The sequence below is a fragment of the Streptomyces prunicolor NBRC 13075 genome (assembly GCF_000367365.1).
GTDB lineage: Bacteria > Actinomycetota > Actinomycetes > Streptomycetales > Streptomycetaceae > Streptomyces > Streptomyces prunicolor.
The window spans coordinates 13,613-37,688 of the sequence record NZ_BARF01000062.1; the positions used below are offsets into that span (position 1 = coordinate 13,613).

Sequence of the window (24,076 nt, forward strand, 5' to 3'; positions counted from 1 at the left end):
GTCACGGACGGTCGCTTCCCGAGGTCCGCCACCGGGGAAGAACGTCCGCGGCGATCCGGTCGACCACCGACCGCGGCGCGGAGAAGGGACCCTGCGCACGCGGCCACGGGGCGACGACATCGGTGAACCCCAACTCGTCGGCCCGGCCCAGGAAATCGTCGAAGCAGTCGGCCGACTGGATACTGAGCACCGGTGCGGCATCGGTCTGCAGCATCCGCCGGAACGCCGGATCGCCCTCGCGTCCGTGCACCGCGAGGGCGGCCGTCATCCGGTCGCTCGCCTCCGAGACAAGACCCCACCACGCATCGAGCCGCTCCGCCCTGCCTCCGATCGTCACCCACCCCTGCCCGTACCGTGCCGCGACGGACGCTGCCCCGGGACCGTTGGCCGCCACTATGAACGGCAGCCGCGGCCGCTGCCGGCACCCGGGCACCGAACGAGCGTCGACGGCGGAGTAGTAGTCACCCTCGAAGGAGACATGGTCCTCGCGGAGGAGCCGGTCAAGCAGCTCGACGAACTCGCCGAACCTGCGAACCCGGCTCTTCGGCGCTCCCGCCCCGAAGACGTCGACGTCGTACCCGCTCTCCGCACCGGCGCCGACGCCGAGAGTGAGACGCCCTTCGCTGATCTCGTCGAGGCCGATCAGGTCGCGGGAGAAGGCCACCGGGTGGCGGAAGTTCGGGCTGGCCACAAGCGTGCCGATCTCCAGCCGCGAGGTGACCAGTGCGGCGAGGGTCAGCGTCGGCACCGTGCCGTACCACGGGCCGTCGAGCAGCCCGTCCCAGCCGAGATGGTCGAAGGTCCAGCCGTGGTCGAACCCGTACTCTTCGAGGCTCGCCCAGATCTTCCGGGCGGATTCTCCGGAGTGCTCCGGCAATACCGTCATCCCCACGCGCATGTGTGCCCCCCTGGTCATCTCCGCACGGCATACGCGAACACTGCCCTACGGGTCACCGTTGGCGCGATGGCATTGAGCCGCGGCGACAGAAAACGGGTTGCAGCTGAAGATCGTGACGCGAATGCTTCCCTCATGGAGATGCATGCCAACCAGCTGACGGTGTCGCCTGAGACGGCGCGCACGTTGGTGGAGCAGCAGTTTCCCGAGTGGCGGGGCCTGCCGGTCAGGAGCATCGCCGCGCAGGGCACGGTCAACGCAGTCTTCCGTATCGGCGATCGGCTCGCGGCCCGATTCCCTCTTGAGCCCGCCGAGGCCGAGTCGACGCGGCGCCGGCTGGCGTCCGAAGCGGAAGCGGCTCGCGAGCTGGCAGGTCGCACACGTTTCCCCACGCCCGAGCCGGTCGCGCTCGGTGAGCCCGGGGCGGGTTACCCGCTTCCGTGGTCGGTGCAGACATGGCTGCCCGGCGTCGTGGCCGCCGACGAGGACCCGGGCGAATCGTCGGCGTTCGCCGGTGACCTGGCCGATCTCATCGGCGACCTGCGCGCGATCGACACCCATGGCCGCACGTTCGCCGGCACCGGTCGAGGAGGCGACCTGCGGTCCCATGACTCGTGGATGGAGACCTGTTTCGGACACAGTGAGCAACTCCTGGATGTCCCTCGGCTGCGCCGTGTCTGGGCGACTCTGCGTGATCTGCCGCGAGGTGCGGCTCGGGACGCCATGGCCCACTGCGATCTGATTCCTGGCAACGTGCTCGTGTCCGCCGGTCGGCTCGCGGGGATTCTCGACGTCGGCGGCTTCGGGCCGGCCGACCCTTCGCTGGATCTCGTGAGCGCGTGGCATTTGCTTGAGGCCGGGCCGCGGCAGGTGCTCCGTGACCGCCTGGGCAGCGACGACCTTGAATGGGCGCGAGGCAAGGCGTGGGCTTTTGCTCAGGCGATGGGGTTGGTCTGGTACTACGTCGAAAGCAACCCGGTCATGAGCCGGACGGGCAGGCGGTCCTTGGAACGCATCCTGGCGGACAAGTCGCTCGCGTGACGTGAAGCAGCCGCTGGTCCCGGGTGAGGGACATGACCGAAGATCGGCCGATGGAACCCTTCGACCCCCAACGCGCGGAACCCGGCCGCTACCCGCGACTTGAGGCCGCTCTCGCCACCGTCAACCGTGACCTCGCGGCAACCCTCCCCGACCAGCCGCCACTCGTGCTGATGGTCTGGGAGGAACAGGTCTACGTCGCCGTGTCCGACGGAACCTGGCACCACAACGGTCTCCAGGAACCGGACGACGACGCCCTCGACGCCCTGGGCCCCGTCGCGGACGCGGCGCAGGAGACGGTGGCCGACCGGCTCTGGCTGGCCTGGCCGATGTGCCCGTTCCACAAGCTCGGCACGCATCTTCGCCCCGAGGGCACGGCGCCCGACTGGGACTGGGACGACGGCTGGAGCGGGCGTCTGGTGTGGTGGTGCAGGGGCGGTACGGCCGGCGGTGACTGCCATGACCTCGCGCCGGTGGGGGAACTCGCCGGCGTGACACAGCCGTAGCGCCGCTCTACGTGGTCGGCCGGATGCCCAGCGCCGCCAGGCACAGGGCGATCGCCGCCTCCACGCACTCGGCCGGGGTGCGCCCCGGCGGCGGATCGAGGATCGCGCCGTGGATCTGGGCCTCGGCCGCCTGGACCAGGAGCAGTGCGGTCAGGGTCGGGTCGGGGGAACCCAGGTCGAGGCGGCGCAGGTGGTGTTCCACCTCCGCCGCCATCTCGGTCTGGAACACGCGGAGTTGGGTCGCGGCCTCGGCGGGGCGCGGGGCCCGCCCTTCGGGCGGACGACGGGACTTCGCGGACACGACCTAGGGAGCGAGCCGGCGTTCCGCCGAGACGGAGTAGGCGTGGCGGCGGAACGCCAGCATCTTGTCGTCGGAGGCTTCGACGCCCGGGGCGAGGCGGGTCGGGTCGAAGACCTGCTGCTGCCAATGGTCCTCGCGGGGCGAGCGGGCTGTCACGTGCAGGTGGCCGGCCGGGATCAGCGGGCGGTGCTCCGGCCACGCCTGTGACGGGTCGTGGGTCGGGTCGTTCGGCTCGGCGAGCTGGTACACCACGGTGAAGGTGACGGGACCGGTGGTGAGCCGGGAGTCGAGGTCGCCGATGAGGAAGTCCGGGGCGAGTGTCTCGGCGTACGCGGGATCGATCTCGACCTCGCCCAGTTGGGGCACGAGACGGTAGCGGAAGGGGCGGCGCACGCCGGACTCGTCGACCAGGACGAAGGCGTGCAGCCCGTCGTAGCGGGTGGTCGCGAAACCGGCGGGTGCCTGTTGCCCGGCGAAGGACTTCAACGCGCCCCGGCTTTCCGGGTGTTGGGCGAGTACGGTGGCGAACTTCCCGGCCGCGGCCAGCTTTCCCTTCGCCCGGTCCGCGAACCCGCCCTCCGTGGCCGCCATGCCCAGCGCCTCGACGAGGTCGATGAACCCCTCGGGATTGTGACTGGAGAAGACCCGGAAGTTCGCGGCCACCAGATCCATGACGGCCCTCGCGTCATCGCTACTGCCGTCGCCGTCAAGGAACTTGACCGCCATCCCGCGTACGCCCCGTGCCCGGTCGTCGGCGGCGAAGTTGCCGGAGCCGTTCGAGAACCGGATGACGGCGGCGGACTCGGCGGTGAGACAGGCGGCGGTGGTCCACTCCGCGATCTGCCCGGTGGGCACGAACCGTGCGTCGTACACAGCCCCGCGTGCGTGCAGACGGCGATCGTGCGGACGCGGGTGCGCGGCGGCCTCGATCCGGTCGACAGCCTGGGCCGCGGTCATGCCGTCTTCCGTGACAGAGGAGCCAGGGGAGTCAGAGGCGTCCTGCGGTGACTGTGACATGGCCGGCATCATCGCACTCGCGGTTCCCGCATCCCCGTTGCCGGGCGCCACCACGGCGCCAGTTGGAGCACACCGAACATCGCCTCCACGACCAGGAACAGCCACAGGAAACGCGGGGCGCCCTGCGTGAGGGCGTAGGCCTGCCAGACGGTGAAGAGAACGCGGGCCACCCCGTCGAGCAGACCGTACAGAGGCAGTGGCCGGACGAGGCGCAGGACGGCCCAGACGACCACCACCGAGCCCATCAGGTTCGCGTACAGGGTCTGTATCGGGTCGAGTCCGGGCAGTACGCCCAGCCCCCAGGCGCGGCCCAGCGCCGACAACGTGTCGTGCACCAGCGCGTACGTCCACGGGGTCGCGAAGCCGGCCGTGACGACGAGGTCGTACCAGGCGCTGGCGCGTACGACACGGAGGTAGGAGATGGGGCGGGAAGCGGGACGGGAAGCGGGACGGGAAGCAGGAGGGGAACTGGGACAGGAATTGGTGGTCATGCCGCTCACGCTAAACAGTGGAGTGCGGTCCAAGGTCAAGTCATCATGTGGGCATGCGTATCGGGGAGTTGGCGGCACGGGTGGGCCTGACCAGGGACGCCCTTCGCTTCTACGAGCAGGTGGGGATCCTCACCAGTGAGCGGCGGGCGAACGGCTATCGGGAGTACCCGCCGGAGGCGGTGCCCTGGCTCGAGTACGTCCGTACGGCGCAGGCCCTCGGATTCTCGCTGGCCGAAATCGCCGACCATGGGGAGGAGTTGAGCGAGGCTCCCGATCAAGCGGAGGCGCTGTCCGCCCTGTTCGCCGACAAGATCCGCGTCATCGACACCCGCATGGCCGAACTGGCCGCACTCCGCGCCGAGTTGACCGCCCGCGCAGGGACGGAGTGCCCGCTGCGCAAGACGCCGGGCTCAGCGCGGCGACGGGTGTGATGTCGTGCGTGCGGTCCACGGTTCCCGGTCCACGCCCTGGCGGTCCAGCGTCAGCGGTCTCACGGGCGGCGCCCGCCGGCTGGCGAGCACTCACCCCAGACTGAACAGCGCGGCGAGTCCCAGTGGCACGAGAACGGTCAGACGCGGAGCGTCCTCGGGTGGCATCGCAGTCACCGCCCAGGCTGTGAATGCCGACAACAGGGCCGCCGCGCCCAGCGTTCTGGCGAGCGGCGCGGAAACGTGCGTCATGTGATCAGACTGCGCGGATGAATTCCGTCCAGGTGGTGGGGGCGAGGGCGAGTTGGGGGCCCTGGGTGTTCTTGGAGTCGCGGATGTGGATGGTGGTGGGGCAGGTGGCGATCTCTACGCAGTCTCCATCGCCGCCGCTGCTGTAGCTGCTCTTGAACCAGGCCAGTTCAGTGGTGCTCGTGGCGGAGCCCCCGATCACAGGGTGACGATGAACTTGGTCCAGGTGGCGGGGGCGAGGGCGAGCTGGGCGCCTTCGGTGTTCTTCGAGTCGCGGATGTGGATGGTGGAGGGGCAGGTGGCCACCTCGACGCAGTCGCCCGAACTGCTGCTGCTGTAGCTGGACTTGTGCCAGGAGAGGGCGACTTCGACGCAGTCACCGGAGCCGCTGCTGCTGTAGCTGCTCTTGAACCAGGCCAGTTCGGACGTGCTCATAGGTCTCCTCGCATGCGCCGCAACAGGCTCAAGGAGTCCTGGATGGTGAGAGCCTGCGAACGCATTCTGGCATATCGCATCTGGAGCATGCTCACCACTTTTCGATCAGTGATGAGCAGCCCGCTCTCGTGTCCCTCGGAGTATGCGTACCACCGGTTGTTGGGCTCCTCGAGTAGCTGCATGGGGCCATTCAACCCGGCGTGACGGTCGCGCAGTTGGGGCATGATCTGGACCTCTACGTTCCGCAGCTCGGCGATCCGCAGCACGTGGTCGATGAGTTCCCGCGTAACGTCTGGTCCACCTGTGTGGCGCAGGAACATGCTCTCTTCCAGGATGAAGCTGAACGCCGTGTTCGACCGCTCCCACAACAGCCGTTGCCGCTTCTCTCGTTCCACCCACTGGGTCTCGATCTGCGCGTCGTCCATCGGTGGCAGATGCTCGTTGAACAGCGTCCGGGCGTACGCCTCCGTCTGCAACAACCCCGGAATCATGCGGCATTCGTACGTGTACAGCGTGATCGCCGTCTTCTCCTTCAGCGCCCACTGTCGGAACCAAGCCGCCAACCCAGGCCGCCGCTCCAGGTGTTCCGCACCTCGCCGTACCGCCCCGGTGTTGCCCAACACTGGCTCGGACCGCTCCACGTACCGTGCGTCCGGCATCCGCCTCCCCAACTCCACCGACTCCACGGTGTGTTTGGAGTACTGGATCTGCCGCCCGAACTCCTCCCGGCTCAACCCCGCATGCTCGCGTAAGGCTTGCAACATCGCCCCGAACGTTCGCAGGCTGTCGGACACTTCGGGCTCGCTGCTGCCCTCGGTCATGGTCACCCACCTCCCGCGGACATGGTTACGGAACGTAGCGCGTACTGTCCAGCGGGTGACCCCGTACGCTACCGCAGCGTACGGGCTCGGAACCTGGTGAACTGCCCTCCCCGGACGCCACATTGGGCACATGACCACCCAACTCCCCGTCACCGTACATACGTTCGTCCAGCGCCTCAGCCCCACCTCTCGCGGTGCCCGCCTGGCCCGACACCTCGCCCTGCATCAACTCCACGCCTGGGGCATCCCGCACGGCAGCACCGCCTCCGACACCGCCGCCGCGATCGTCGCCGAACTCGCCGCCAACGCCGTCACCCACGGCCGCGTACCCGGCCGGGACTTCGAACTCCGGCTCTCCCTCGTCACCGGGAGTGTCCGCATCGAGGTCACCGACACCCGCACCGGACCGCTTCCGCCCGCACCCGGTGCCGTAGAACAGCCGGAGCCGCTCGACGAGAACGGGCGCGGGCTGGTGATCGTGGAGGCGCTCGCGGATCGGTGGGAGGTGGTGGAACGGGTGCCTCCGCCGGGCAAGACCGTAAGGGTGGAAATCGACCTGCCGAGGTGGTTGGCACTGGTCAGGGGGCTGGGCCGGGCTTCAGACTCGGCTTCAGGGTCGGCTCAGGTCGGTGCGGGAGGTTGGCCGGTATGCGCGGACACCGCCCCCGCGCCCCCGAAGCCGACCGCAGCCGCCGCTGGTTCATGAACAAGGCGCTGCTCACCGGCGGAGTCGCCGCTGTCGCGACCATGACCGGCTGCTCGTCGAACTCCTCCGACACGGCCACCGCGTCCTCGTCCTCCGGCGCCCCGAACGGCGCACCCTCGGGCGGCCCCGGCGGCGGCATGTCCACCGGCGCGATGCCTTCCGGCGGGCCCGGGGGAGGGGGCGGCAACGGTATGGGTCCCGGGCAGAGCGAGGTCAAGTACGCCGACTTCAAAGGCGTTTCGACCGACGGGATCGTCAAGGCCGCGCAGGCCTTCCTCGGCGACTACAGCGGCGGCAACCGGGACACCCTCACCGAGGGCGCGTACTTCTTCACCTTCATGGGGACGCCGTCCACCACCAAGCCGTGGGGCTTCCAGTACGAGGGCCACCACGTGGCCATCAACTTCTTCGTGCTCGGCGACCAGGTCGTGATGACCCCGACCTTCATGGGGTCCGAGCCCACCTCCGCCACCTACAAGGGCGAGAAGATCACCCTCTTCAAGCCCGAGACCAAGGCCGGTCTCACCCTCCTGCGCTCCCTCACCGCCGCCCAGCGCGCCAAGGTGATCTCCAGTGGCAAGAAGGCCGGCGACAACATGAAGGCGGGCGCCGGGCAGGACAACGCCAAGCTCGCCTACCAGGGCCTCGTCGCCAAGGACTTCACCAGCGCCCAGAAGCAGAACCTGCTCGACCTCGTCCGCGTCTACGTCGGCAACATGAACGACGGCCACGCCGAGGTGAGGATGTCGGAGGTCGAGGACCACCTCGACGCGACCTACTTCTACTGGATCGGCGCGACCAAGGACTCCTCCGCCTTCTACTACCGCGTGCACGGCCCGGTCGTCCTCATCGAGTACGACGCCCAGTCCCCGCTCGCGTATGGGACCAAGGGGGGAATGGGCGGGCCCAACGGCACCCCCACCCAGCAGCACATCCACACCATCATCCGCACCCCCAACGGCGGCGACTACGGCGTGGACCTGCTCAAGCTGCACCTGGACAACGACCACTGACATATGCCCAATTGGCCCTTATGGGCTAAGTAACCACTTTCGATTGCTCGTCTCCGTGATCTGGCTGATATGAAACCTATTGGCCGAAATCGCAACGTCAGAGGCGGACATGGGGAAACGTTTCGACCCCGGGGTGCAGGTCGGGGTGGTGATCGTCGGGGCAGGTCCGGCGGGGTTGGTGCTGGGGAACCTGCTGCTGGACCGCGGCATCGACTGCGTGATCCTGGAACGGCGCGGACGCGAGGCGGTGGAGGGGCGGGCGAGGGCAGGCTTCCTGGCCGCCCACTCCGTCCGCGTCCTCACCCAACACGGGCTGGCGGACGGGCTGTTGGCCCGGGGGCACACTCACCGCACCTGCCTCTTCCGCAGCGAGCACGGTGAATTCACCCTCGACTACGGCGAGTTGGGGCGCGGCGAGGTCCACACGGTCTACCCCCAGCAGGAGTTGGTACGGGACCTGCTCGCCGAATACCTCCGACGCGGCGGCGAAATCCGCTTCGACACGGAGGTCGAGGAGATCTCCGAGGGCGGCCGGGTACGGACGTCCGACGGCACGGACGTCACCGGACGTTACGTCGCCGGGTGCGACGGACACCGGGGAGTCGCCCGCGCGACCATGACCGCCCACGGGACGCGTACCGCCCGCTGGGACCACGGCGTGAGCTGGCTCGCGGTCCTCGTCGAGGCCCCGCCGAGCATGGAAGCCGTCGGATACGCCCTGCACGAACGGGGATTCGCCGGCCACATGGCCCGTACGGCGACCGTCACCCGCTACTACCTCCAGTGCCCGCGCGGCACCGATCCCGCCGACTGGAGCGCGGACCGGATCTGGGCCGAACTGGAAACCCGGTTCCGTGTCGACGAGTTCGGCATGCTCAAGGACGGCCCGGTCCTGGAGAAGGCGGTCGTCGATCTGCGCTCCGACGTCCTGGACACCCCCGGCGACGGACGCCTCTGGCTGGCGGGCGACGCGGCCGGACTCATCAGCCCCTCCGCCGCGAAGGGCGCCAATCTCGCCGTACTCCAGGCCGAACGCCTCGCCCAGGCACTGGTGTCGGCACTGAAGCACGCCGACGAGAGCGACCTCGCCCGGTACGCCGCCGACTGTCTGCCGCGCGTCTGGCGGGCCCACGAGTTCTCGCACTGGATGAGCGGCCTGCTGCACGGCCCGTCCGCCGAGGACACCGAGAACACCGTGGACGCCCGCGCCCGCTACGGCCGCGCGCTCCAGTACGCCCGCCTCGACAGCCTGCGCACCTCCCGCGCCCACCAGGACTTCTTCGCCGAGAACTACACGGGCATCTGACCCCACCTCTTTTCTCCCGCCTCCCGTCCCCACGATTCACCGGGAACCCCTTCATGAACCTCCCCGTCGTACAGGCACGCCTCGCCGAAGCCGACGTAGCGCGCATCGAGCGCGCGGCGGCCTACGTCGAGACCCACGACACGGACCAGGTCCTGGCCGAGCTCCTCCCGTCCCTCACGTCGGCCGAACGGGCGGACGTCTCCCGCCACTTGGTCTTCGACCACACCGCCGTCCTCGTCTTCCCCGACTCCCTCGACGGCCTCCGCGAGGAACTCCGCCGCCTCGGCCTCGAACCGGGCCCGGTGACGCCCAGCGTGGTGGTCCGCGACCGCCTCACCCGCCGCTACGGCCCGGCACTCGCCGGCATCCCGGTGGGCATCGTGCACGTGGCGGTCGGAGGGCGCAGCGTGGAGATCTTCGCGCTCCCCGTGTCCCCCGACTCGGCGTTGGAGGCCGTGGCGGCGGACGAACGCGAGGCGGAACACGAGTCGCACCACGCCTTCGCGGTCACGGCATCCGGCCCGGTGGTCCCCGCGGGCCTGCGGCTCCTCCTCCAGGAGCGGGGCGGCGCGGTCCCCGACGGCGGCGGCTACAACGGTCACGAGAACGTCACCGTCCTCTACCACCGCACCACCACCCACCGCCGTTTCGAACTCCGCCTCCCCGGACGCCACGACCCGCTGCCCGCCCCGACGACCGCGCTCCTCACCGTCATGACCGGGGCCTGGGCCACCCAAGCGGTCGCCACGATGGCCGAGTTGAACATCGCGGACCACCTGGCAGACCACCCCGGCATGTCGGCGGAGCGGCTGGCAACCCTCACCTCGACGCACCCGGACGCGCTCCGCCGCCTGCTCCGCTACCTCACCTCACTGGGACTGCTCACCTCCGCCGACGGCACGTACCACCTCACCGCCACCGGCCAACCCCTGCGCACGGGCACGGAGTTCTCCCTCCACCCGCTCGCCCAGCTCTACGGCGGCCCGTTCTACGACTCCTTCGCGGGCCTGACCCACTCCGTACGCACCGGCGAGGAGGCCTTCGCCCACCGCCACGGCCAGCACCACTTCCCCTACTTCGTCCAACACCCCGAACTGGGAAGCCTGTTCCACCGCGCGATGGCGGCGAGCGCGGAGATGTTCACCCCCGTACCGACACTGATCGACTTCTCGGCCGTACGCGAGGTGGTGGACGTCGGCGGCGGAAACGGCGCGCTGCTCGGGCACGTACTGCGGGCCCACCCCCACCTGGAGGGTGTGCTCTTCGACCGCCCGGACGCCCTGGAGGCGGCCCGCACCCAGCTCACCGAGCGCTGCACCTTCGTCACCGGCGACTTCACGAGGTCCGTACCGGAGGGCGGCGACGTCTACCTCCTGTCCCGGGTCCTGCACGACTGGGACGACGAACGCTGCCGCACGATCCTCGGCAGGTGCGCGGAGGCGATGCGCCCGGGAGCCCAACTCCTGGTGGTGGAACGCCTGTTGCCCACCCCGACGGCGGTGGCATGGGACGTCCACATGCTGTGCAACGTGGGCGGCCGGGAACGGGACGAGGCCCACTACACCCGCATGCTGGCGGAGGCGGGCTTCGAAGTACGGGGGTGCCAGGAACTGCCGCTCGGGGCGTCACTGATCGACGCGGTGCGGGCGACTCCCTCCTAGCTCCGGCCCGTCACTCGTACCGGTACTTCAACGAGTCCGCCTCCGTCTGCCGGATGTCGGCGATCGTCAGTTCCGGCCTGCGCAGTTGGGCCAGCGTCACCTCGGCGGAGGCCGGCTGGGCGTCCGCCGGGAGCCACTGGTCCGGCTTCCAGGCCCCGCTGCGCAGCAGGGACTTGGGGCAGTGCGGGTAGACCTCCTCGATCCCCACCACCAGCGCGCTGGCCGGCGGCTTGCCCACGGCGGTCAGCTGCGACAACAGCTCCGGCCGGGTGGAGACACAGGCCCGGCCGTTCACCCGGAGCGTCGTGGTGCGCCCCGGGATCACGAACAGCAACCCGGCCCGTCCGGTGGCGAGGACGTTCTGCAGCGTGTCCAGCCGCTTGTTCCCGGTCGCGTCCGGAATCGCCACGGTCCGCGCGTCCAACACAGCGACAAACCCGGCGGGCCCACCACGCGGCGACACATCACAGTTGCCCTCACCATCCACACTGGCAACAAAAACCAACGAGGAACACCCGATCAACGCCCGCGTCTGCGAGGTCAGTTCGGTCATCTGCTTCCGTAGAGCGGTGGCATTGGGCATCTCGTAGACCCGCCGCAACTCCTCCTGATCACGCACACCGTCGAGACGGAGCGAGTCGAACGCACTACCGGCAAGAGAGGTCGTCATGCCCCGAGCCTAATCAACACCCTGTTTTTAGGGGCGCGGGGCTGTGTCGACTTGCGGCTCCGCCGCGTGGGCGCGACCAGCCACGACGCACCCCGCACCCGGCAACGAGACCTAACCCGCCTGCCCCATCCCCGCAGCATTGGGCCAACTCTGCGCATTGGGCCACCCAGTAGCAGGCGCCGGCGCAAGATTCTGCATCCCATTAGGACTCGTAGCCCCCCGAACCTGCGCGGCAGTAAGCCCATTACGCGCAGGCACACCAGTAGGGGTCGGCCCCTGCGGCATAGGCGGCGCCGCCGGAGCCGGCGCAGGCACCCCGTAAGGCTGCTGAGGCATCTGCTGAGGCGCCTGCGCCTGCATAGGCATCCCCATCCCATTGGACTGGTCCGCCATCGCAGCCATCGGCATCTGCTGAACCTGCGCCGCGGCAACCATCGGCTGCATTTGCGGTTGCGGCATCTGCGGTTGAGGCTGAGGCTGTTGGGGCATTTGCATCGGCGCCTGCATAGGCACCGGCTGAGGCTGCATCTGAGCCGCCGCGGGCACCGGCACCGGCATCTGCATCGGCGCCTGCATGGGCATACCGACCCCCGTCGTACCCGTGGCGAGGGCCTGCGCGGCGAGGTTCTGCATCCCCGCCCCGTTCGTCGCCCCGACCAGGCGGTCCACGGCCGCCGTACCCGAGCTGTAGTTGGTCCCTGTACCCAGCTCGGGTACGGCAGCTCCCCTCCTGGTCCCGTAGAGCACCTGTTCCAGGCCGGACACCAGGCGACGCACGTCCGTCTGGGGGCGCACCACGAGCCGCAGGAAGCGGCTGGACGAACCGATCTTGTTGCCGCACTCGCGGACCAGGATGCGGTGCTCGGTCAGCATCCGGTCCCGCACCACCGTGCCTTCGGCGCCCACGGGGAGGCGTACGAAGAGGAAGTTGCCCTGCGACGGATAGACCGTCAGGCCGGGCAGCGCGGAGAGATGGCTCGCCATGTCGAGCCGGTCGCGGCGCACCTGCTGGAGGCTCTGCGCGTACTCCGCGCCGTGCTCCTTGAGGATGAACACCACATGTTCGGCAAAGGCGTTGAGGTTCCACTTGGGGAGCATCGAGCGTATGCGGCCGGCCAGGGCGGGGTTGGCGACGAGGTAGCCGAACCGTATGCCGTGCAGACCGAAGTTCTTGCCGAGGCTGCGCAGGACGACCACGTTGGGGCGGAGCATCGCCTCTTGTACGACGCTGGGTTCGACCTCGGCGTCGGCGAACTCCAGGAACGACTCGTCGATGACGATGAGGTCCAGGTCGGCCATCGCGTCCATGAACTGGACGAGCGCCTGCTTGTGCAGATAGCCGCCGTCGGGGTTGTTCGGGTTGCAGATGACCGCGACCTTGGTGTTGCGCTTGCGGATGAACTCGGCGTACTGCGTGAGGTCCAGGGCGAAGCCGCTGGACTCCTGGAGCGGGAACATGTCGACCCGCTTGCCGGTCTCCATGGGCTGGTCGGTCCAGCGGCCGAAGGTGGGGACGGGGATGGCGAGGGACTCGCGCACCATCAAGTGGTCGATCCAGGTGATCAGTTCGGTCGAACCGTTGCCCATCGCCACGCAGCTCGGCGGGAGTTGGAGCAGGTTGCACAGCTCGGCCGTGATGGTGTCGGCGCTGCTCGGGTAGTACGTGATGATCTCGCGCAACCGGGCCGCCATGTCGTCGAACATGGCGGGGGTGGGGAAGTACGGGTTGCACGGGATGCAGAAGTCCACGGGGCCGGTGCCGTCGCTCTCACGCGCCAGCGCTGCCATCGACGGGCTGTGCGCCGCCGTACTGCGGAACAGCGAGGTGACGTTGGAGTCGGCCAATGGAACCTCCGTATGAAGGCGGGCCCGGCGGGGACGACCGGGCCCGTCGTCTTGGGTGGCCCGCGCGGGGGAGCACGGGCCACCCATGAGTACGGAGACGGGTGTGGCGCTGTTCAACGGATGTGAAAATGGTGTGTGTTCGGGAACCCCGGGTCCGAACTACGCGTCGGTTGTGCCTCTTCAGTTGCCGAACGTGTGGATCGTCGACGTCTTGTACGTCTGACCAGGCCGCAGCACCGTCGACGGGAAGTTCGCGTGGTTCGGCGAGTCCGGGAAGTGCTGGGTCTCCAGGCACAGCGCGTCGCCCTGGCGGTAGGTGTGGCCGCCGGTGCCTGTGAGAGTGCCGTCAAGGAAGTTGCCCGTGTAGAACTGCAGCCCCGGCTGGTCGGTGGCGATCTTCAGGGTGCGGCCGGAGTGCGGGTCGTGCAGGGTCGCGGCATGCTCGGGCTTCGCGGTGATGCCCTTGTCGAGGGCCCAGTTGTGGTCAAAGCCCTTGGCCTGCACCTGCTGGACGTGTCCGGCCCGGATGTCGCGGCCGATCGGCTTCGTCTTGCGGAAGTCGAAGGGAGTGGCGGCGACCTTGGCCAGTTCGCCCGTGGGGATCAGCCCCGAGTCGGTCGGCGTGTAGCGGGCGGCGGGGATCGTGAGCTCGTGGTTCTCGATCGTCCCGCTGCCCTCGCCGGCGAGGTTCCAGTAGACGTGGCTGGTCAGGTTGACGACCGTGGCCTTGTCGGTGGTGGCCTCGTAGTCGATGCGCCAGTCGCCGTGCTTGTTGAGCGTGTACGTCACCTTCACCTTGAGGGTGCCCGGGTAGCCCATCTCGCCGTCGACGCTGGTGTAGTAGAGGTGCAGGCCGACGTCGGAGCCGGAGGTGAAGCCCTCCACGTCCCAGATGTGCTTGTCGAAGCCCTGGGTGCCGCCGTGCAGGCTGTTGACCCCGTCGTTGACGGAGACCTGGTAGCTCTTGCCGTCCAGGGTGAACTGGCCCTTGGCGATGCGGTTGCCGTAGCGGCCGATCAGCGCGCCGAAGTACGGGGTCTTCGCCACGTAGTCGGCGATGTTGTCGAAGCCCAGGGAGACGTTGGCGTACTTGCCGTGCCGGTCCGGGAGTTCCAGGGACTGGACGACTCCGCCCCACGACAGCACCTTGAGCCGGGTGCCACCGTTCTCCAGCGACCAGCGGTAGACCTTGCTCCCGTCGGCGAGGGTGCCGAAGAGTTCCTTCACGGGCTTCTTGCCTCCCGAGGCTGCCTGTGCCGTACCCGTACCGAGTGCGCTCGCGGCGATACCGGCTGCCGCGGCTCCTGCAATGACCGTGCGTCTGTTCAGTTCCATTGAGCGGCTCCTGCACATGGAAGGGGCCCCGCCGTGCTGTGCGAAAGACAGTCAACAGACGGGGCCCGGGCTGAAGTTACGAACCGGACTTGCGTTTGTTCCACACGTCGAAGCCGACCGCGGCCAGCAGGGCGAGGCCCTTGATGACCTTCTGCCAGTCGGTGCCGACGCTGAGGAGGTTCATGCCGTTGTTCAGCACGCCGAGGACCAGACCGCCGATGATGGCGCCGAAGACGGTGCCGACACCGCCGCTCATGGACGCGCCACCGATGAACGAGGAGGCGATGGCCTCCAGTTCGTAGCCGTCGCCGGCCTTCGGCGAGGCCGCGTTGAGGCGGGCGGTGATCACCAGACCCGCCAGGGCCGCGAGCACGCCCATGTTCAGGAACACCTGGAAGGTGACGCGCTTGTCCTTGACGCCGGACAGCTTCGCGGCCGGCAGATTGCCGCCGATCGCGTAGATGTGGCGGCCGAAGACGGAGTTGCGCATCACATAGCCGTAACCGGCCACCAGGACGGCGAGGACGATCAGGATGATCGGCGCCCCGTTGTAGCTGGCGAGCAGCATGGTGAGCCAGAGGATCGCGGCGACGATGACGACGAGCTTGAGGAGGAACAGCTTCGTCGGCGCCACGTCGAGCGAGAACTCCTGCTGCCGGCGCCGGTCGCGGAACTCCTGCCACACCACCACGGCGATCATCGCCAGGCCCAACAGCAGGGTGATGTTGTGGTAGTTGGTGTTCGGGCCGACCTCGGGCAGGAAGCCGTTGCCGAACTTCTGCAGACCGTTGGGGAAGGGGCCCAGCGTCTGGCCCTGGAGGAGGATCTCCGTGAGGCCGCGGAAGAGCAGCATGCCGGCGAGTGTGACGATGAACGACGGTATGCCCGCGTAGGCGATCAACAACCCCTGTACCGAGCCCGCCACCGCGCCCATCAGCAGGCACAGCACCAACGCGACGGGCCACGACACCTGGTGATTGACCATCAGGACGGCCGCGAAGGCGCCCACGAACGCGGTGAGCGAACCTACCGACAGGTCGATGTGCCCGGCGATGATGACCAGCATCATGCCGATGGCGAGGATCAGGATGTAGCTGTTCTGCAGCACCAGGTTGGAGACGTTGCGCGGCAGCAGCAGGTCCCCGCCGGTCCAGACCGCGAAGAGGATCACGATCAGACCGAGGGCGATCAGCATGCCGTACTGGCGCATGTTGCGCCGCAGGCCGTCCAGCACCAGCCACAACAGGCCGCCGCCCGCGGCCGATCCGCTCTTGCCCGGTGGCGCGGGGGCCGGGCTCTTGGCGGTCACGTCCGTGCTCATCGCGTTACCTCTTTGTCCTTCGTCATCTGGCGCATCAGCACTTCCTGCGTGGCCTCGGCCCGGGGCACCTCACCGGTCAGCCGGCCCGCCGCCATCGTGTAGATGCGGTCGCACATGCCGAGCAGCTCCGGCAGTTCGGAGGAGATGAAGACCACCGCCTTGCCCTCGGCGGCGAGTTGGTCGATGACCGTGTAGATCTCGTACTTGGCGCCCACGTCGATGCCTCGGGTGGGCTCGTCCAGGATCAGCACCTCGGGACCCGCGAAGATCCACTTGCTGAGGACGACCTTCTGCTGGTTGCCGCCGGACAGCTTGCCCACCGGCTCGAACACCGTCGGTGCCTTGATGTTCATGGACTTGCGGAACCGCTCGGCGACCTGCCGTTCCTCGTGCTCGTCGACGACTCCGCGCTGGGAGACCTTGTTCAGGGCGGCCAGCGAGATGTTCCGGTTGATCGTGTCGATGAGGTTGAGGCCGTAGTGCTTGCGGTCCTCGGTGACATAGGCGATGCCGTGGCCGACCGCCTCCGCGACCGACTTCGTACGGATCTCCTGCCCGTCCTTGAGGACCGTGCCGCCGGCGTAACGGCCGTAGGAGCGGCCGAAGACGCTCATCGCGAGTTCGGTGCGGCCGGCGCCCATGAGTCCGGCGATGCCGACGATCTCGCCTCTGCGCACATTTATTGACACATCGTCAACTACCTTGCGCTGCTGGTCGATCGGGTGGAACACGGTCCAGCCGCGGATCTCCAGCGCGGGTGCCGCCTCGGGCTCGCCCTCGTGCGGGGTGCGCTCGGGGAAGCGGTGGTCGAGGTCGCGGCCGACCATGCCGGAGATGATCCGCTCCTCGGTCGTCTCCGGCGCCTTCACGTCGAGCGTCTCGATGGAGCGGCCGTCGCGCAGGATCGTCACCGAGTCGGCGACCCTGCGGATCTCGTTCAGCTTGTGCGAAATGATGATGCAGGTGATGCCCTGGTTCTTCAACTCCAGGATGAGATCGAGGAGTTTGCCGCTGTCCTCGTCGTTCAGGGCCGCCGTCGGCTCATCCAGGATGAGCAGCTTCACCTTCTTCGACAGCGCCTTCGCGATCTCCACCAGCTGCTGCTTGCCCACGCCGATGTCGGCGACGCGGGTCTCCGGGTGGTCGCTCAGGCCCACCCGGCGCAGCAGTTCGGTGCCGTGCCGCAGGGTCTCGTTCCAGTTGATGAGCCCGCGCGTGGCGTGCTCGTTGCCGAGGAAGATGTTCTCCGCGATGGAGAGGAACGGCACCAGCGCCAGCTCCTGGTGGATGATGACGATGCCGCGGTGCTCGCTCGCCCGGATGTCGCGGAAGTGGCACTCCTCTCCCTCGAAGAGGATGTCGCCTTGGTAACTGCCGTGCGGATGAACGCCGGAGAGCACTTTCATCAGGGTGGACTTCCCGGCGCCGTTCTCACCACAGATGGCGTGGACCTCGCCCTGACGGACCGTCAAGGTGACGTCCGACAGCGCTTTGACACCGGGAAAGGTCTTGACGATCGAGCGCATTTCCAGGACGGGTCCCGCCATGGTCGTGCCTTCCAATCAAGTGTGGGGTCGGGTAACGGGCCGCGGAATTACTTGAGTTGCGCGTCCGTGTAGTACCCGCCCTTGACCAGCACGTCCTCGTAGTTGGTCTTGTCCACGCTCACCGGCTGCAGCAGATACGCCGGGACGACCTTGGTGCCGTTGTCGTAGGTCTTGGTGTCGTTGGTCTGCGGCGTCTTCTTGTTGAGCACGTCGTCGATCATGGTGTCGGCGACCTTGGCGAGCTCGCGGGTGTCCTTGTAGACGGTCTGCGTCTGCTCACCGGCGATGATCGACTTCACCGAGGCCAGCTCCGCGTCCTGGCCGGTGATGACCGGCAGCGGCTTGCTGGCGGAGCCGTAGCTGTCCGACTTCAGCGCGGACAGGATGCCGATGGAGATGCCGTCGTAGGGCGAGAGGACCGCGTCGACCCGGCCGCTCTTGTAGGAACCGGTGAGGATGTCCTCCATGCGGTTCTGCGCCTTGGTGCCGTCCCAGCGCAGGGTGGTGACCTTGTTCAGCGCGGTCTGCCCGGACTTGACGACCAGTATCTTCTTGTCGATGTACGGCTGGAGCACGCTCATCGCGCCGTTGAAGAAGTACTTGGTGTTGTTGTCGTCGTTCGAGCCGGCGAACAGCTCGATGTTGAACGGGCCCTTCTTGCCCTTGTCCAGACCGAGCTTCTCGATGATGTAAGTGCCCTGGAGGACACCGACCTTCGTGTTGTCGAAGGACGCGTAGTAGTCGACGTTCTTGGTGCCGAGGATGAGGCGGTCGTAGGCGATGACCGGGATCTTCGCGTCCGCGGCCTCCTGGAGCACGTTGTTCAGGGACTTGTTGTCGATCGCCGCGATGATCAGGCCCTTGACGCCCTGGGTGATCATGTTCTCGATCTGCGAGACCTGGGTGTCCGGGTCGTCCTCGCCGTAGACCAGCTTGGTCTTGTAGCCCTTGGTCTTGAGGTCGCTGACCATGTTGTTGCCGTCGGAGATCCAGCGCGCGGAGGACTTCGTCGGCATCGCGATACCGATCGTGCCGCCCTTGGCGGTGGTCTCCTTCTCCTTGCTGCCGCCCGAACCGCTCTGTCCGCACGCGGACAGGGTCAGCGCGAGGGTGGCGGCGCCGGCTATGAGGGGGAGGGCGCGACTTCTACGGATGCGCATGTGAACTGGCCTCATTCTTCTCGTCGTTGAGAGGTGCAGCGGGCGTGGGGGGTGGTTCAGGGTGCGGGGTTCGTTGGTGCGGGGCTTGCGTGGTGCTGGTTGCATTGTGTGGTGCGGGCCGGTGGGGGGCTGGTCGCGCAGTTCCCCGCGCCCCTTCGGAAGCGGGCCTGTGCTGAAGAGGTGCGGGTGGTGCGGGCTTTGGTGGTGCGGGTTGTGTTGTGTGGTGCGGGCCGGTGGGGGCTGGTCGCGCAGTTCCCCGCGCCCCTTCGGAAGCGGGCCCCGTTTCCAGGTGACCCGCACCCCCGCGCCGCTCAAACGCGCTGGCCCGGGTTTTTTAGGGGCGCGGGGAACTGCGCGACCAGCCACAGCCGGACCCGCAGACCCCATCGGTCAGTCAGTGGCACTCTCTGCGGGGAAACGGTTGAGAGTCCCCGGCAACCTCGTACCAAGGGCCGCCATGTCGACGTCCGCGCCGTGCCTCGCGAGCAGGTCGAGGGCCAGCCGCCCCCGACGGACCCGCTCACGCGCCGTGTCCAGGGTGACGTCCCGCAGGTGGGTGCCCCACGGGTAGATACCGGGGGCCTTGGAGAGGCCGAACTTCAGGTACAGCGGAGCGCCGCGGCGGATCAACTCCGCGACCTCGTACATCCGGATGTAGCCACCGAGGTCGTCCGGCGCCTCGATGTACATGTCCATGGGGGCCGCCGACACCCGCCGGATCTCCGTCAAGTGATCCAGCGTCAAGTCGCTCGGCACGTTCAGCGAGTCCGCGCCGAGCTTCTCGTACACCGCGTACGCCGCCGGGTTGACCGGACCGATCAGCGCGGAGACCTTGAGCGTCGTGTCGGCCGGAATGATCCCGGCCACTCGCGCCCGGTGCAACGTCCACAGCACACCCTCGTCGGCGACAAGCAGGCACTTGACGCCCAACTCCGTTGCCCGCACGGCGTCTTCGATGCACCCGGCGACCGCGTCATGACCCCGGGCACGCAGCCCACCACCACGCGAGTCGGAGCGCACCGACCCGCCGATGTCCCACGTCCCGCGCGGACCGGTGAACAGGCACAGCTCGATGTCGCGTTCGGCGCTGGCCTCGACCATCTCGGTGATCTCGGCGTCGGTCAGCATCCACACCCCGCTGCCCTGGCTGATCCGGTGGATCGGCACGTCGAGGCGCGAGGACTCCTTGAGGATGACCGCCAGCGCCTCGGGCCCCTCGCACGAGGGGATCTCGGTGCGCCAGCGACCGCCGTCCGGGAAGGTGTGGGTGGAGGCGTCGGCGGGGTCGAGGGCGGGCGCGCCCAGGCCGAGCGCGGAGAGGGCCTGCTCCCCGGGCCTGCGGGCTGCCGTGGCGGTGTCGGTCACTTGCTGTCCTTCGTGTTCGGTATTTCGGACGAGGTTCGCGGCTCGGGGTAGAAAAAGACTCTGGTGGTACGCCGGCACGGGGTGGTCAGGACACCCCGTGCCGGCGCACGGCTGGGGTTTCCTACGGCCGTAGCAGCACCTTGCCGACCTTGGGATCGCCGGACCCCACCAGCTCGATGGCCTGCGGGAACTCGGCGAGCGGCAGCTCATGGGTGACCAGGGGAAGCGGATCGAGCAAGCCCGCCCCGAACACCCGCACGGTGTGCGCCCAGGCGTCCGGCGGTGCCCCGAAGACGGTGTGCACCTCCAGCTGCCGTACGACGAGATCGGTGGGGTCCAGGCCCTCGGCGCCCGGCGCCGGGATGCCCGTGAGGACCAGACGGCCACCGCGCCGGAGCAGCGAGGCGGCCGTACGGGCCGCGTCCGCGGAACCGGCGGTCTCGATCACCACGTCGAAGTCGTCCGGGAGGGGTTCGTGCTTGGTACGGAAGTCCGTGGCACCGAACTGCTCCGACAGAGCCGCCCGGTCCGGGCGCGAACCCACCACGAGCAACTCGGCGGGGGAGCCCGCCTTCAGGAACTGCACCGCGAACATCCCGAGCGTGCCGGTACCGACCACCGCGACCCGCTCACCCGGCCGCGCGTTCGCCTTCAGCGCCGCCGCCGCGATACAGGCCGCCGGCTCCAGCAGCGCCGCCGCCGTCAAGTCGGCCTCGTCCGGGAGGACATGGAGGAGCCGGGCCGGGAGGGTGAGGGTGGTGGCCATCGCCCCGGGCTGGGTGAAGCCGGTCTCCTCGTAGCCCGCCGTGCACAACGTCGTCTCGCCCGCGTGACAGCGGTCGCAGACCTGGCAGTTGCGGAAACCCTCGCCAACGACCTTGCGGCCGACCAGCGTTGACGGCACCCCGGCGCCGACCGCGTCCACCGTGCCGGACCACTCGTGACCCGGGGTGAGGGGGTAACGGACGTAGCCCTCGGGCCTGTTGCCCTGGTACACCTCGCGGTCGCTGCCGCAGATGCCGACCGCGTGGACGCGTACCAGCGCCTCGCCCGCGTCCGGCTGCCGCGGCTCGTGCGCGGCCAGCCGGTGCTCGCCCGGTGCCGCGATGACGACCGCCGTGCTCACTTCGCGCCCTTCGGCTTGCGCTGCTCCCAGCCGTCCGCCCAGAGGTCGAACCGGGCCTGCTGCTGCGGGAATTCGGCCGCCGCGTCGGTGTCCAGCTCGACGCCGAGACCGGGCGCGTCGGAGAGGTGGAAGTAGCCGTCGATGACCTCGGGCGCACCCTTGACGACCTTCTTGATCTCCGCGTCCGCGAAGTCGTTGAAGTGCTCCAGGATCTTGAAGTTCGGCGAGGAGAAGCCGACTTGGAGCGAGGCGGCGGTCAGCACCGGCCCGCCGACGTTGTGCGGGGCGACGAGGACGTAGTGCGCCTCGGCGGTCGCGGCCAGCTTCCGCGTCTCCCAAATGCCGCCGATATGACCGACGTCGGGCTGGATGATGTCGACGGCCTGGCTCTCGAACAGCTCCCGGAACTCGATCCGGTCGTGGATGCGCTCACCCGTGGCGACCGGGATGTCCACCTTGGCGGCGACCTTCTCCAGCGCCTTCAGGTTCTCCGGCGGAACCGGCTCCTCCAGCCACGCGGGCTTGAACTGCGCGAGTTCGTTCGCCAGCCGTACGGCGGTGGAGGGCGAGAACCGGCCATGCATCTCCAGCATCAGCTCGGCGTCCGGACCGATCGCGTCCCGCACGGCCTCGATGAGGGAGACGGCGTACAGGGTCTGCGCGTGGTCGAGTTCGAAGTGCCCGGTGCCGAAGGGGTCGATCTTCAGGGCCTTGTAACCGCGCTCCATGACCCCCTGGGCGGCCTTGTGATAGGCCTCCGGGGTCCGCTCGGTGGTGTACCAGCCGTTGGCGTACGCCTTCACCTTGTCGGTGACCTTGCCGCCGAGCAGCTGCCACACCGGCACGCCGAGGGCCTTGCCCTTGATGTCCCAGCACGCCATCTCGATCACGGCGATGCCGGACATGACGATTTCACCCGCGCGCCCGTAGTCGCCGTACTTCATCCGGCGTACGAGGTCTTCCACGGCGAACGGGTCGGAGCCGAGAATGTGGTTTGCCTCGGCCTCGCGCAGGTAACCGATCAGCGCGTCGGTGTGGCCCAGCATCCGGGTCTCGCCGACGCCGGTGACGCCCTCGTCGGTGTGCACTTGGACGTACGTCAGATTGCGCCATGGCGTCCCGACCACGTGCGTACTGATTCCCGTGATGCGCACGGCAGCTGCCCCCTGTGCTCTTCAGTGCTGTTCGAAATTTCGGCTCACGTTCGAAATGCTGGGCAGACAGTAAGGACGCCGGGGCGGGGGTGTCAATGGGTCGAACATGTAACGGTTTCGGCAAGGGGTGTGATCGGCATACCGATCGGCCGCGCCGGTTCGTGCCGGTTCTTGTCGTTTCCCGCCGCGTCCCCACACAACTTTCACAGGCGTGCCTATGAACGTTACCTGCGAGGAACTTAGTCTTCCCGCGTCATGGACTACTGCCACCCCTGCGGCCGGCACCTGAACGGCGCCCTCGCGTGCCCGGGGTGCGGCGCATCAGCCGAAGCGCCGGTCGAACCAACTCAGGCCCACGCGCGCTCAGTTGACGCGCGCCCGCAGGCGGACGCACCCGATGCCGGGCGCGACGAAGACGCCGAGAACGGCGAGCCCCAGGGGCGTGCCGCGCGGCGGAAGAGCCGTGGGCGCGGGCGGGTCGGCAGTCACAGCGGCAGCGGTGACTTCGACGATGACGGCGACGACGCCATCGAGGGCGCGGGCGCCGGTACGGCGGGCGGGAGTCGTCGCGATCGCAAGGCCGCGGCTCACCGTCGACGGCGGCGCCGGGTGCTCCTCATAACGGCCGGTTTCCTACTGGCGGCGGGCGGCCTGAGCCTGGCGGAGCTGGGCACGGACGCGCCGTTCTCCAACCAGAAGTCCGCGGCGCCGGGTGCGTCGGCGGAGGGCGGGGCGGACGCGGAGGCCAGCCAGACCGCGGAGCCGCTGGACGTCACCAAGACCGTCGGAACCAGCGCGGGTACGGGATCTCCGGACGCGTCGGCATCCCCGTCCGCGTCGCCGTCGAAGTCCGCGAAGGAAACAAAGGACCCCGAGGAGTCGGACACCCCGACGGCAGGCAGTGGCGGCGCCACGTCCCCCGCGTCGACGTCCTCGACGGACCCGGCGACCACCCCGTCCTCGGACCCGCCGTCCTCCGACCCGAGCCCGACACCGTCGCCCTCGGAAACCTGCAAGCAGATCCTGTGGTGGTGTTCCTAGGGTCTGAGTGGTGCTGCGTTCCTAGGGTCTGAGTGGTGCTGCTGAGCCGCTCGGCTCGGACGCCCGTGGGTGGCTCGGCTCGGACGCAGGTGGGGCGGCTCGGCTCAGACTTCCAGCATCCGCCGTAGCAACCCGCGCAACGCCAGCCGCTCCTCGTCCGACAGTCCGGCCAGCGGCTCGCGGGCGAACCGCAACGACTCCCGCAGGCTACGGGCCACCCGGCGCCCCTCCTCCGTGGCCGCCGCGAGCTTCACGCGCCGGTCGGCGGGGTCGGGGCGGCGCTCCACCAGGCCGCGGGTCTCCAGCCGGTCCACGATCCCGGTGACGTTCGACGGCTCGCACTTCAGCTTCAGCGCCAGCTTGCGCATCGGCAGCGGCTCCAGGGACAGCAGGCTGAGCAGCCTGGCCTGCGCGCCGGTCAGCCGGTGGTCGCCGGCCGCCTCCTCGTAGTCCGCGTAGAACCGCGCCACGACATCGCCGATCAACTCGACGACCTCCACGGTTACGGGGTCGGAGCGGCGCGTCTTTTCGGGTGTGGCCATGGACTCAGAGTACCCCGTTACTTGACATCATGAAATATTCAGGAGCATGGTTGTTTCAGGTACTGAAGTATTTGGCAGTATGCGAACCATGCGAACCACCCCG

The 24,076-nt window shown here is 68.5% G+C and carries 24 protein-coding genes and 1 pseudogene; 8 read left to right on the plus strand and 17 right to left on the minus strand.

The genetic code is table 11. The annotated features are described in order from the left end of the window. Position 1 precedes the first annotated feature (1 nt). Positions 2-886, minus strand: coding sequence for an LLM class flavin-dependent oxidoreductase (locus tag SPR02S_RS27835; protein WP_019060297.1), 885 nt, complete (start codon positions 884-886; stop codon positions 2-4). Positions 887-1,030: 144 nt separating this feature from the next. Between SPR02S_RS27835 and SPR02S_RS27840 the strand changes: the two genes are divergently transcribed. Both SPR02S_RS27840 and SPR02S_RS27845 read left to right on the plus strand, forming a co-directional pair. Beyond that, complete coding sequence (locus SPR02S_RS27840; RefSeq protein ID WP_019060298.1) at positions 1,031-1,936, plus strand: aminoglycoside phosphotransferase family protein; 906 nt, start codon at positions 1,031-1,033, stop codon at positions 1,934-1,936. 32 nt (positions 1,937-1,968) lie between these two features. Then, positions 1,969-2,439 carry a hypothetical protein gene (locus tag SPR02S_RS27845; protein ID WP_026150922.1) on the plus strand — a complete coding sequence of 157 codons (471 nt, stop codon included), beginning with the start codon at positions 1,969-1,971 and terminating at the stop codon, positions 2,437-2,439. A gap of 7 nt (positions 2,440-2,446) precedes the next feature. On the opposite strand, the gene SPR02S_RS56515 is transcribed toward SPR02S_RS27845, so the two are convergent. From SPR02S_RS56515 to SPR02S_RS27860, 3 genes are all read right to left on the minus strand, one after another. After that, positions 2,447-2,740, minus strand: coding sequence for a hypothetical protein (locus tag SPR02S_RS56515; protein ID WP_019060300.1), 294 nt, complete (start codon positions 2,738-2,740; stop codon positions 2,447-2,449). Positions 2,741-2,743: 3 nt separating this feature from the next. Then, positions 2,744-3,697 carry a catalase gene (locus tag SPR02S_RS27855; protein WP_019060301.1) on the minus strand — a complete coding sequence of 318 codons (954 nt, stop codon included), beginning with the start codon at positions 3,695-3,697 and terminating at the stop codon, positions 2,744-2,746. A gap of 68 nt (positions 3,698-3,765) precedes the next feature. Further along, a complete protein-coding gene (locus tag SPR02S_RS27860) occupies positions 3,766-4,248 on the minus strand; it encodes a hypothetical protein (protein ID WP_019060302.1) in 483 nt (160 codons plus the stop codon). Between the two features lie 53 nt (positions 4,249-4,301). Between SPR02S_RS27860 and SPR02S_RS27865 the strand changes: the two genes are divergently transcribed. Then, positions 4,302-4,679, plus strand: a complete 378-nt coding sequence (locus tag SPR02S_RS27865; protein ID WP_019060303.1) for a MerR family transcriptional regulator — start codon at positions 4,302-4,304, stop codon at positions 4,677-4,679. A 253-nt stretch (positions 4,680-4,932) separates the two neighbouring features. Here SPR02S_RS27865 and SPR02S_RS27870 read toward each other — a convergent pair whose 3' ends face one another. The 3 genes from SPR02S_RS27870 to SPR02S_RS27880 are packed head-to-tail and all read right to left on the minus strand — an operon-like array spanning position 4,933 to position 6,181. Beyond that, the gene (locus tag SPR02S_RS27870; protein ID WP_019060304.1) at positions 4,933-5,127 is read right to left on the minus strand and encodes a DUF397 domain-containing protein; all 195 of its coding nucleotides are present in this window, start codon (positions 5,125-5,127) and stop codon (positions 4,933-4,935) included. Further along, the gene (locus SPR02S_RS27875) at positions 5,124-5,360 is read right to left on the minus strand and encodes a DUF397 domain-containing protein (RefSeq protein ID WP_019060305.1); all 237 of its coding nucleotides are present in this window, start codon (positions 5,358-5,360) and stop codon (positions 5,124-5,126) included. Before SPR02S_RS27875 ends, SPR02S_RS27870 begins: the two co-directional genes overlap by 4 nt. Then, positions 5,357-6,181 carry a helix-turn-helix domain-containing protein gene (locus tag SPR02S_RS27880; RefSeq protein ID WP_019060306.1) on the minus strand — a complete coding sequence of 275 codons (825 nt, stop codon included), beginning with the start codon at positions 6,179-6,181 and terminating at the stop codon, positions 5,357-5,359. The genes SPR02S_RS27875 and SPR02S_RS27880 overlap by 4 nt, the downstream gene beginning before the upstream one ends. A 130-nt stretch (positions 6,182-6,311) precedes the next feature. Here SPR02S_RS27880 and SPR02S_RS56520 point away from each other — a divergent pair. The 4 genes and pseudogenes from SPR02S_RS56520 to SPR02S_RS27900 all read left to right on the plus strand — a co-directional run. Beyond that, a pseudogene (locus tag SPR02S_RS56520) lies at positions 6,312-6,770 on the plus strand (ATP-binding protein); the annotation flags it as partial. 59 nt (positions 6,771-6,829) lie between these two features. Next, complete coding sequence (locus SPR02S_RS27890; protein ID WP_019060308.1) at positions 6,830-7,900, plus strand: DUF3500 domain-containing protein; 1,071 nt, start codon at positions 6,830-6,832, stop codon at positions 7,898-7,900. 109 nt (positions 7,901-8,009) lie between these two features. Next, a complete protein-coding gene (locus SPR02S_RS27895; RefSeq protein WP_019060309.1) occupies positions 8,010-9,206 on the plus strand; it encodes a 4-hydroxybenzoate 3-monooxygenase in 1,197 nt (398 codons plus the stop codon). A 53-nt stretch (positions 9,207-9,259) separates the two neighbouring features. Further along, complete coding sequence (locus tag SPR02S_RS27900) at positions 9,260-10,867, plus strand: methyltransferase (protein WP_019060310.1); 1,608 nt, start codon at positions 9,260-9,262, stop codon at positions 10,865-10,867. A gap of 10 nt (positions 10,868-10,877) precedes the next feature. On the opposite strand, the gene SPR02S_RS27905 is transcribed toward SPR02S_RS27900, so the two are convergent. The 9 genes from SPR02S_RS27905 to SPR02S_RS27945 all read right to left on the minus strand — a co-directional run bounded on the left by SPR02S_RS27905 (position 10,878) and on the right by SPR02S_RS27945 (position 22,390). After that, positions 10,878-11,537 carry an MSMEG_1061 family FMN-dependent PPOX-type flavoprotein gene (locus SPR02S_RS27905; protein WP_026150924.1) on the minus strand — a complete coding sequence of 220 codons (660 nt, stop codon included), beginning with the start codon at positions 11,535-11,537 and terminating at the stop codon, positions 10,878-10,880. A 111-nt stretch (positions 11,538-11,648) separates the two neighbouring features. Further along, a complete protein-coding gene (locus tag SPR02S_RS27910) occupies positions 11,649-13,382 on the minus strand; it encodes a pyridoxal phosphate-dependent aminotransferase (RefSeq protein WP_019060312.1) in 1,734 nt (577 codons plus the stop codon). A 180-nt stretch (positions 13,383-13,562) separates the two neighbouring features. Beyond that, positions 13,563-14,717, minus strand: a complete 1,155-nt coding sequence (locus tag SPR02S_RS27915) for an aldose epimerase family protein (protein ID WP_019060313.1) — start codon at positions 14,715-14,717, stop codon at positions 13,563-13,565. 76 nt (positions 14,718-14,793) lie between these two features. Further along, positions 14,794-16,038, minus strand: coding sequence for a multiple monosaccharide ABC transporter permease (gene mmsB, locus SPR02S_RS27920; protein ID WP_019060314.1), 1,245 nt, complete (start codon positions 16,036-16,038; stop codon positions 14,794-14,796). Further along, positions 16,035-17,585 carry a multiple monosaccharide ABC transporter ATP-binding protein gene (gene mmsA, locus SPR02S_RS27925; RefSeq protein ID WP_019060315.1) on the minus strand — a complete coding sequence of 517 codons (1,551 nt, stop codon included), beginning with the start codon at positions 17,583-17,585 and terminating at the stop codon, positions 16,035-16,037. Before mmsA ends, mmsB begins: the two co-directional genes overlap by 4 nt. Positions 17,586-17,632: 47 nt before the next feature. Beyond that, a complete protein-coding gene (chvE, locus tag SPR02S_RS27930) occupies positions 17,633-18,745 on the minus strand; it encodes a multiple monosaccharide ABC transporter substrate-binding protein (RefSeq protein WP_019060316.1) in 1,113 nt (370 codons plus the stop codon). Positions 18,746-19,135: 390 nt separating this feature from the next. Then, positions 19,136-20,110: a hypothetical protein gene (locus SPR02S_RS27935; RefSeq protein WP_019060317.1), complete on the minus strand. Its 975-nt coding sequence runs from the start codon at positions 20,108-20,110 to the stop codon at positions 19,136-19,138. 121 nt (positions 20,111-20,231) lie between these two features. Continuing rightward, complete coding sequence (locus SPR02S_RS27940; protein ID WP_019060318.1) at positions 20,232-21,236, minus strand: zinc-dependent alcohol dehydrogenase; 1,005 nt, start codon at positions 21,234-21,236, stop codon at positions 20,232-20,234. Next, complete coding sequence (locus tag SPR02S_RS27945; protein ID WP_019060319.1) at positions 21,233-22,390, minus strand: mandelate racemase/muconate lactonizing enzyme family protein; 1,158 nt, start codon at positions 22,388-22,390, stop codon at positions 21,233-21,235. The genes SPR02S_RS27940 and SPR02S_RS27945 overlap by 4 nt, the downstream gene beginning before the upstream one ends. Before the next feature lie 255 nt (positions 22,391-22,645). Between SPR02S_RS27945 and SPR02S_RS66470 the strand changes: the two genes are divergently transcribed. Then, positions 22,646-23,431, plus strand: a complete 786-nt coding sequence (locus SPR02S_RS66470) for an SCO2400 family protein (RefSeq protein ID WP_078623015.1) — start codon at positions 22,646-22,648, stop codon at positions 23,429-23,431. A gap of 104 nt (positions 23,432-23,535) precedes the next feature. On the opposite strand, the gene SPR02S_RS27960 is transcribed toward SPR02S_RS66470, so the two are convergent. Then, positions 23,536-23,973 carry a MarR family winged helix-turn-helix transcriptional regulator gene (locus SPR02S_RS27960; protein WP_019060322.1) on the minus strand — a complete coding sequence of 146 codons (438 nt, stop codon included), beginning with the start codon at positions 23,971-23,973 and terminating at the stop codon, positions 23,536-23,538. Positions 23,974-24,076 lie beyond the last annotated feature (103 nt).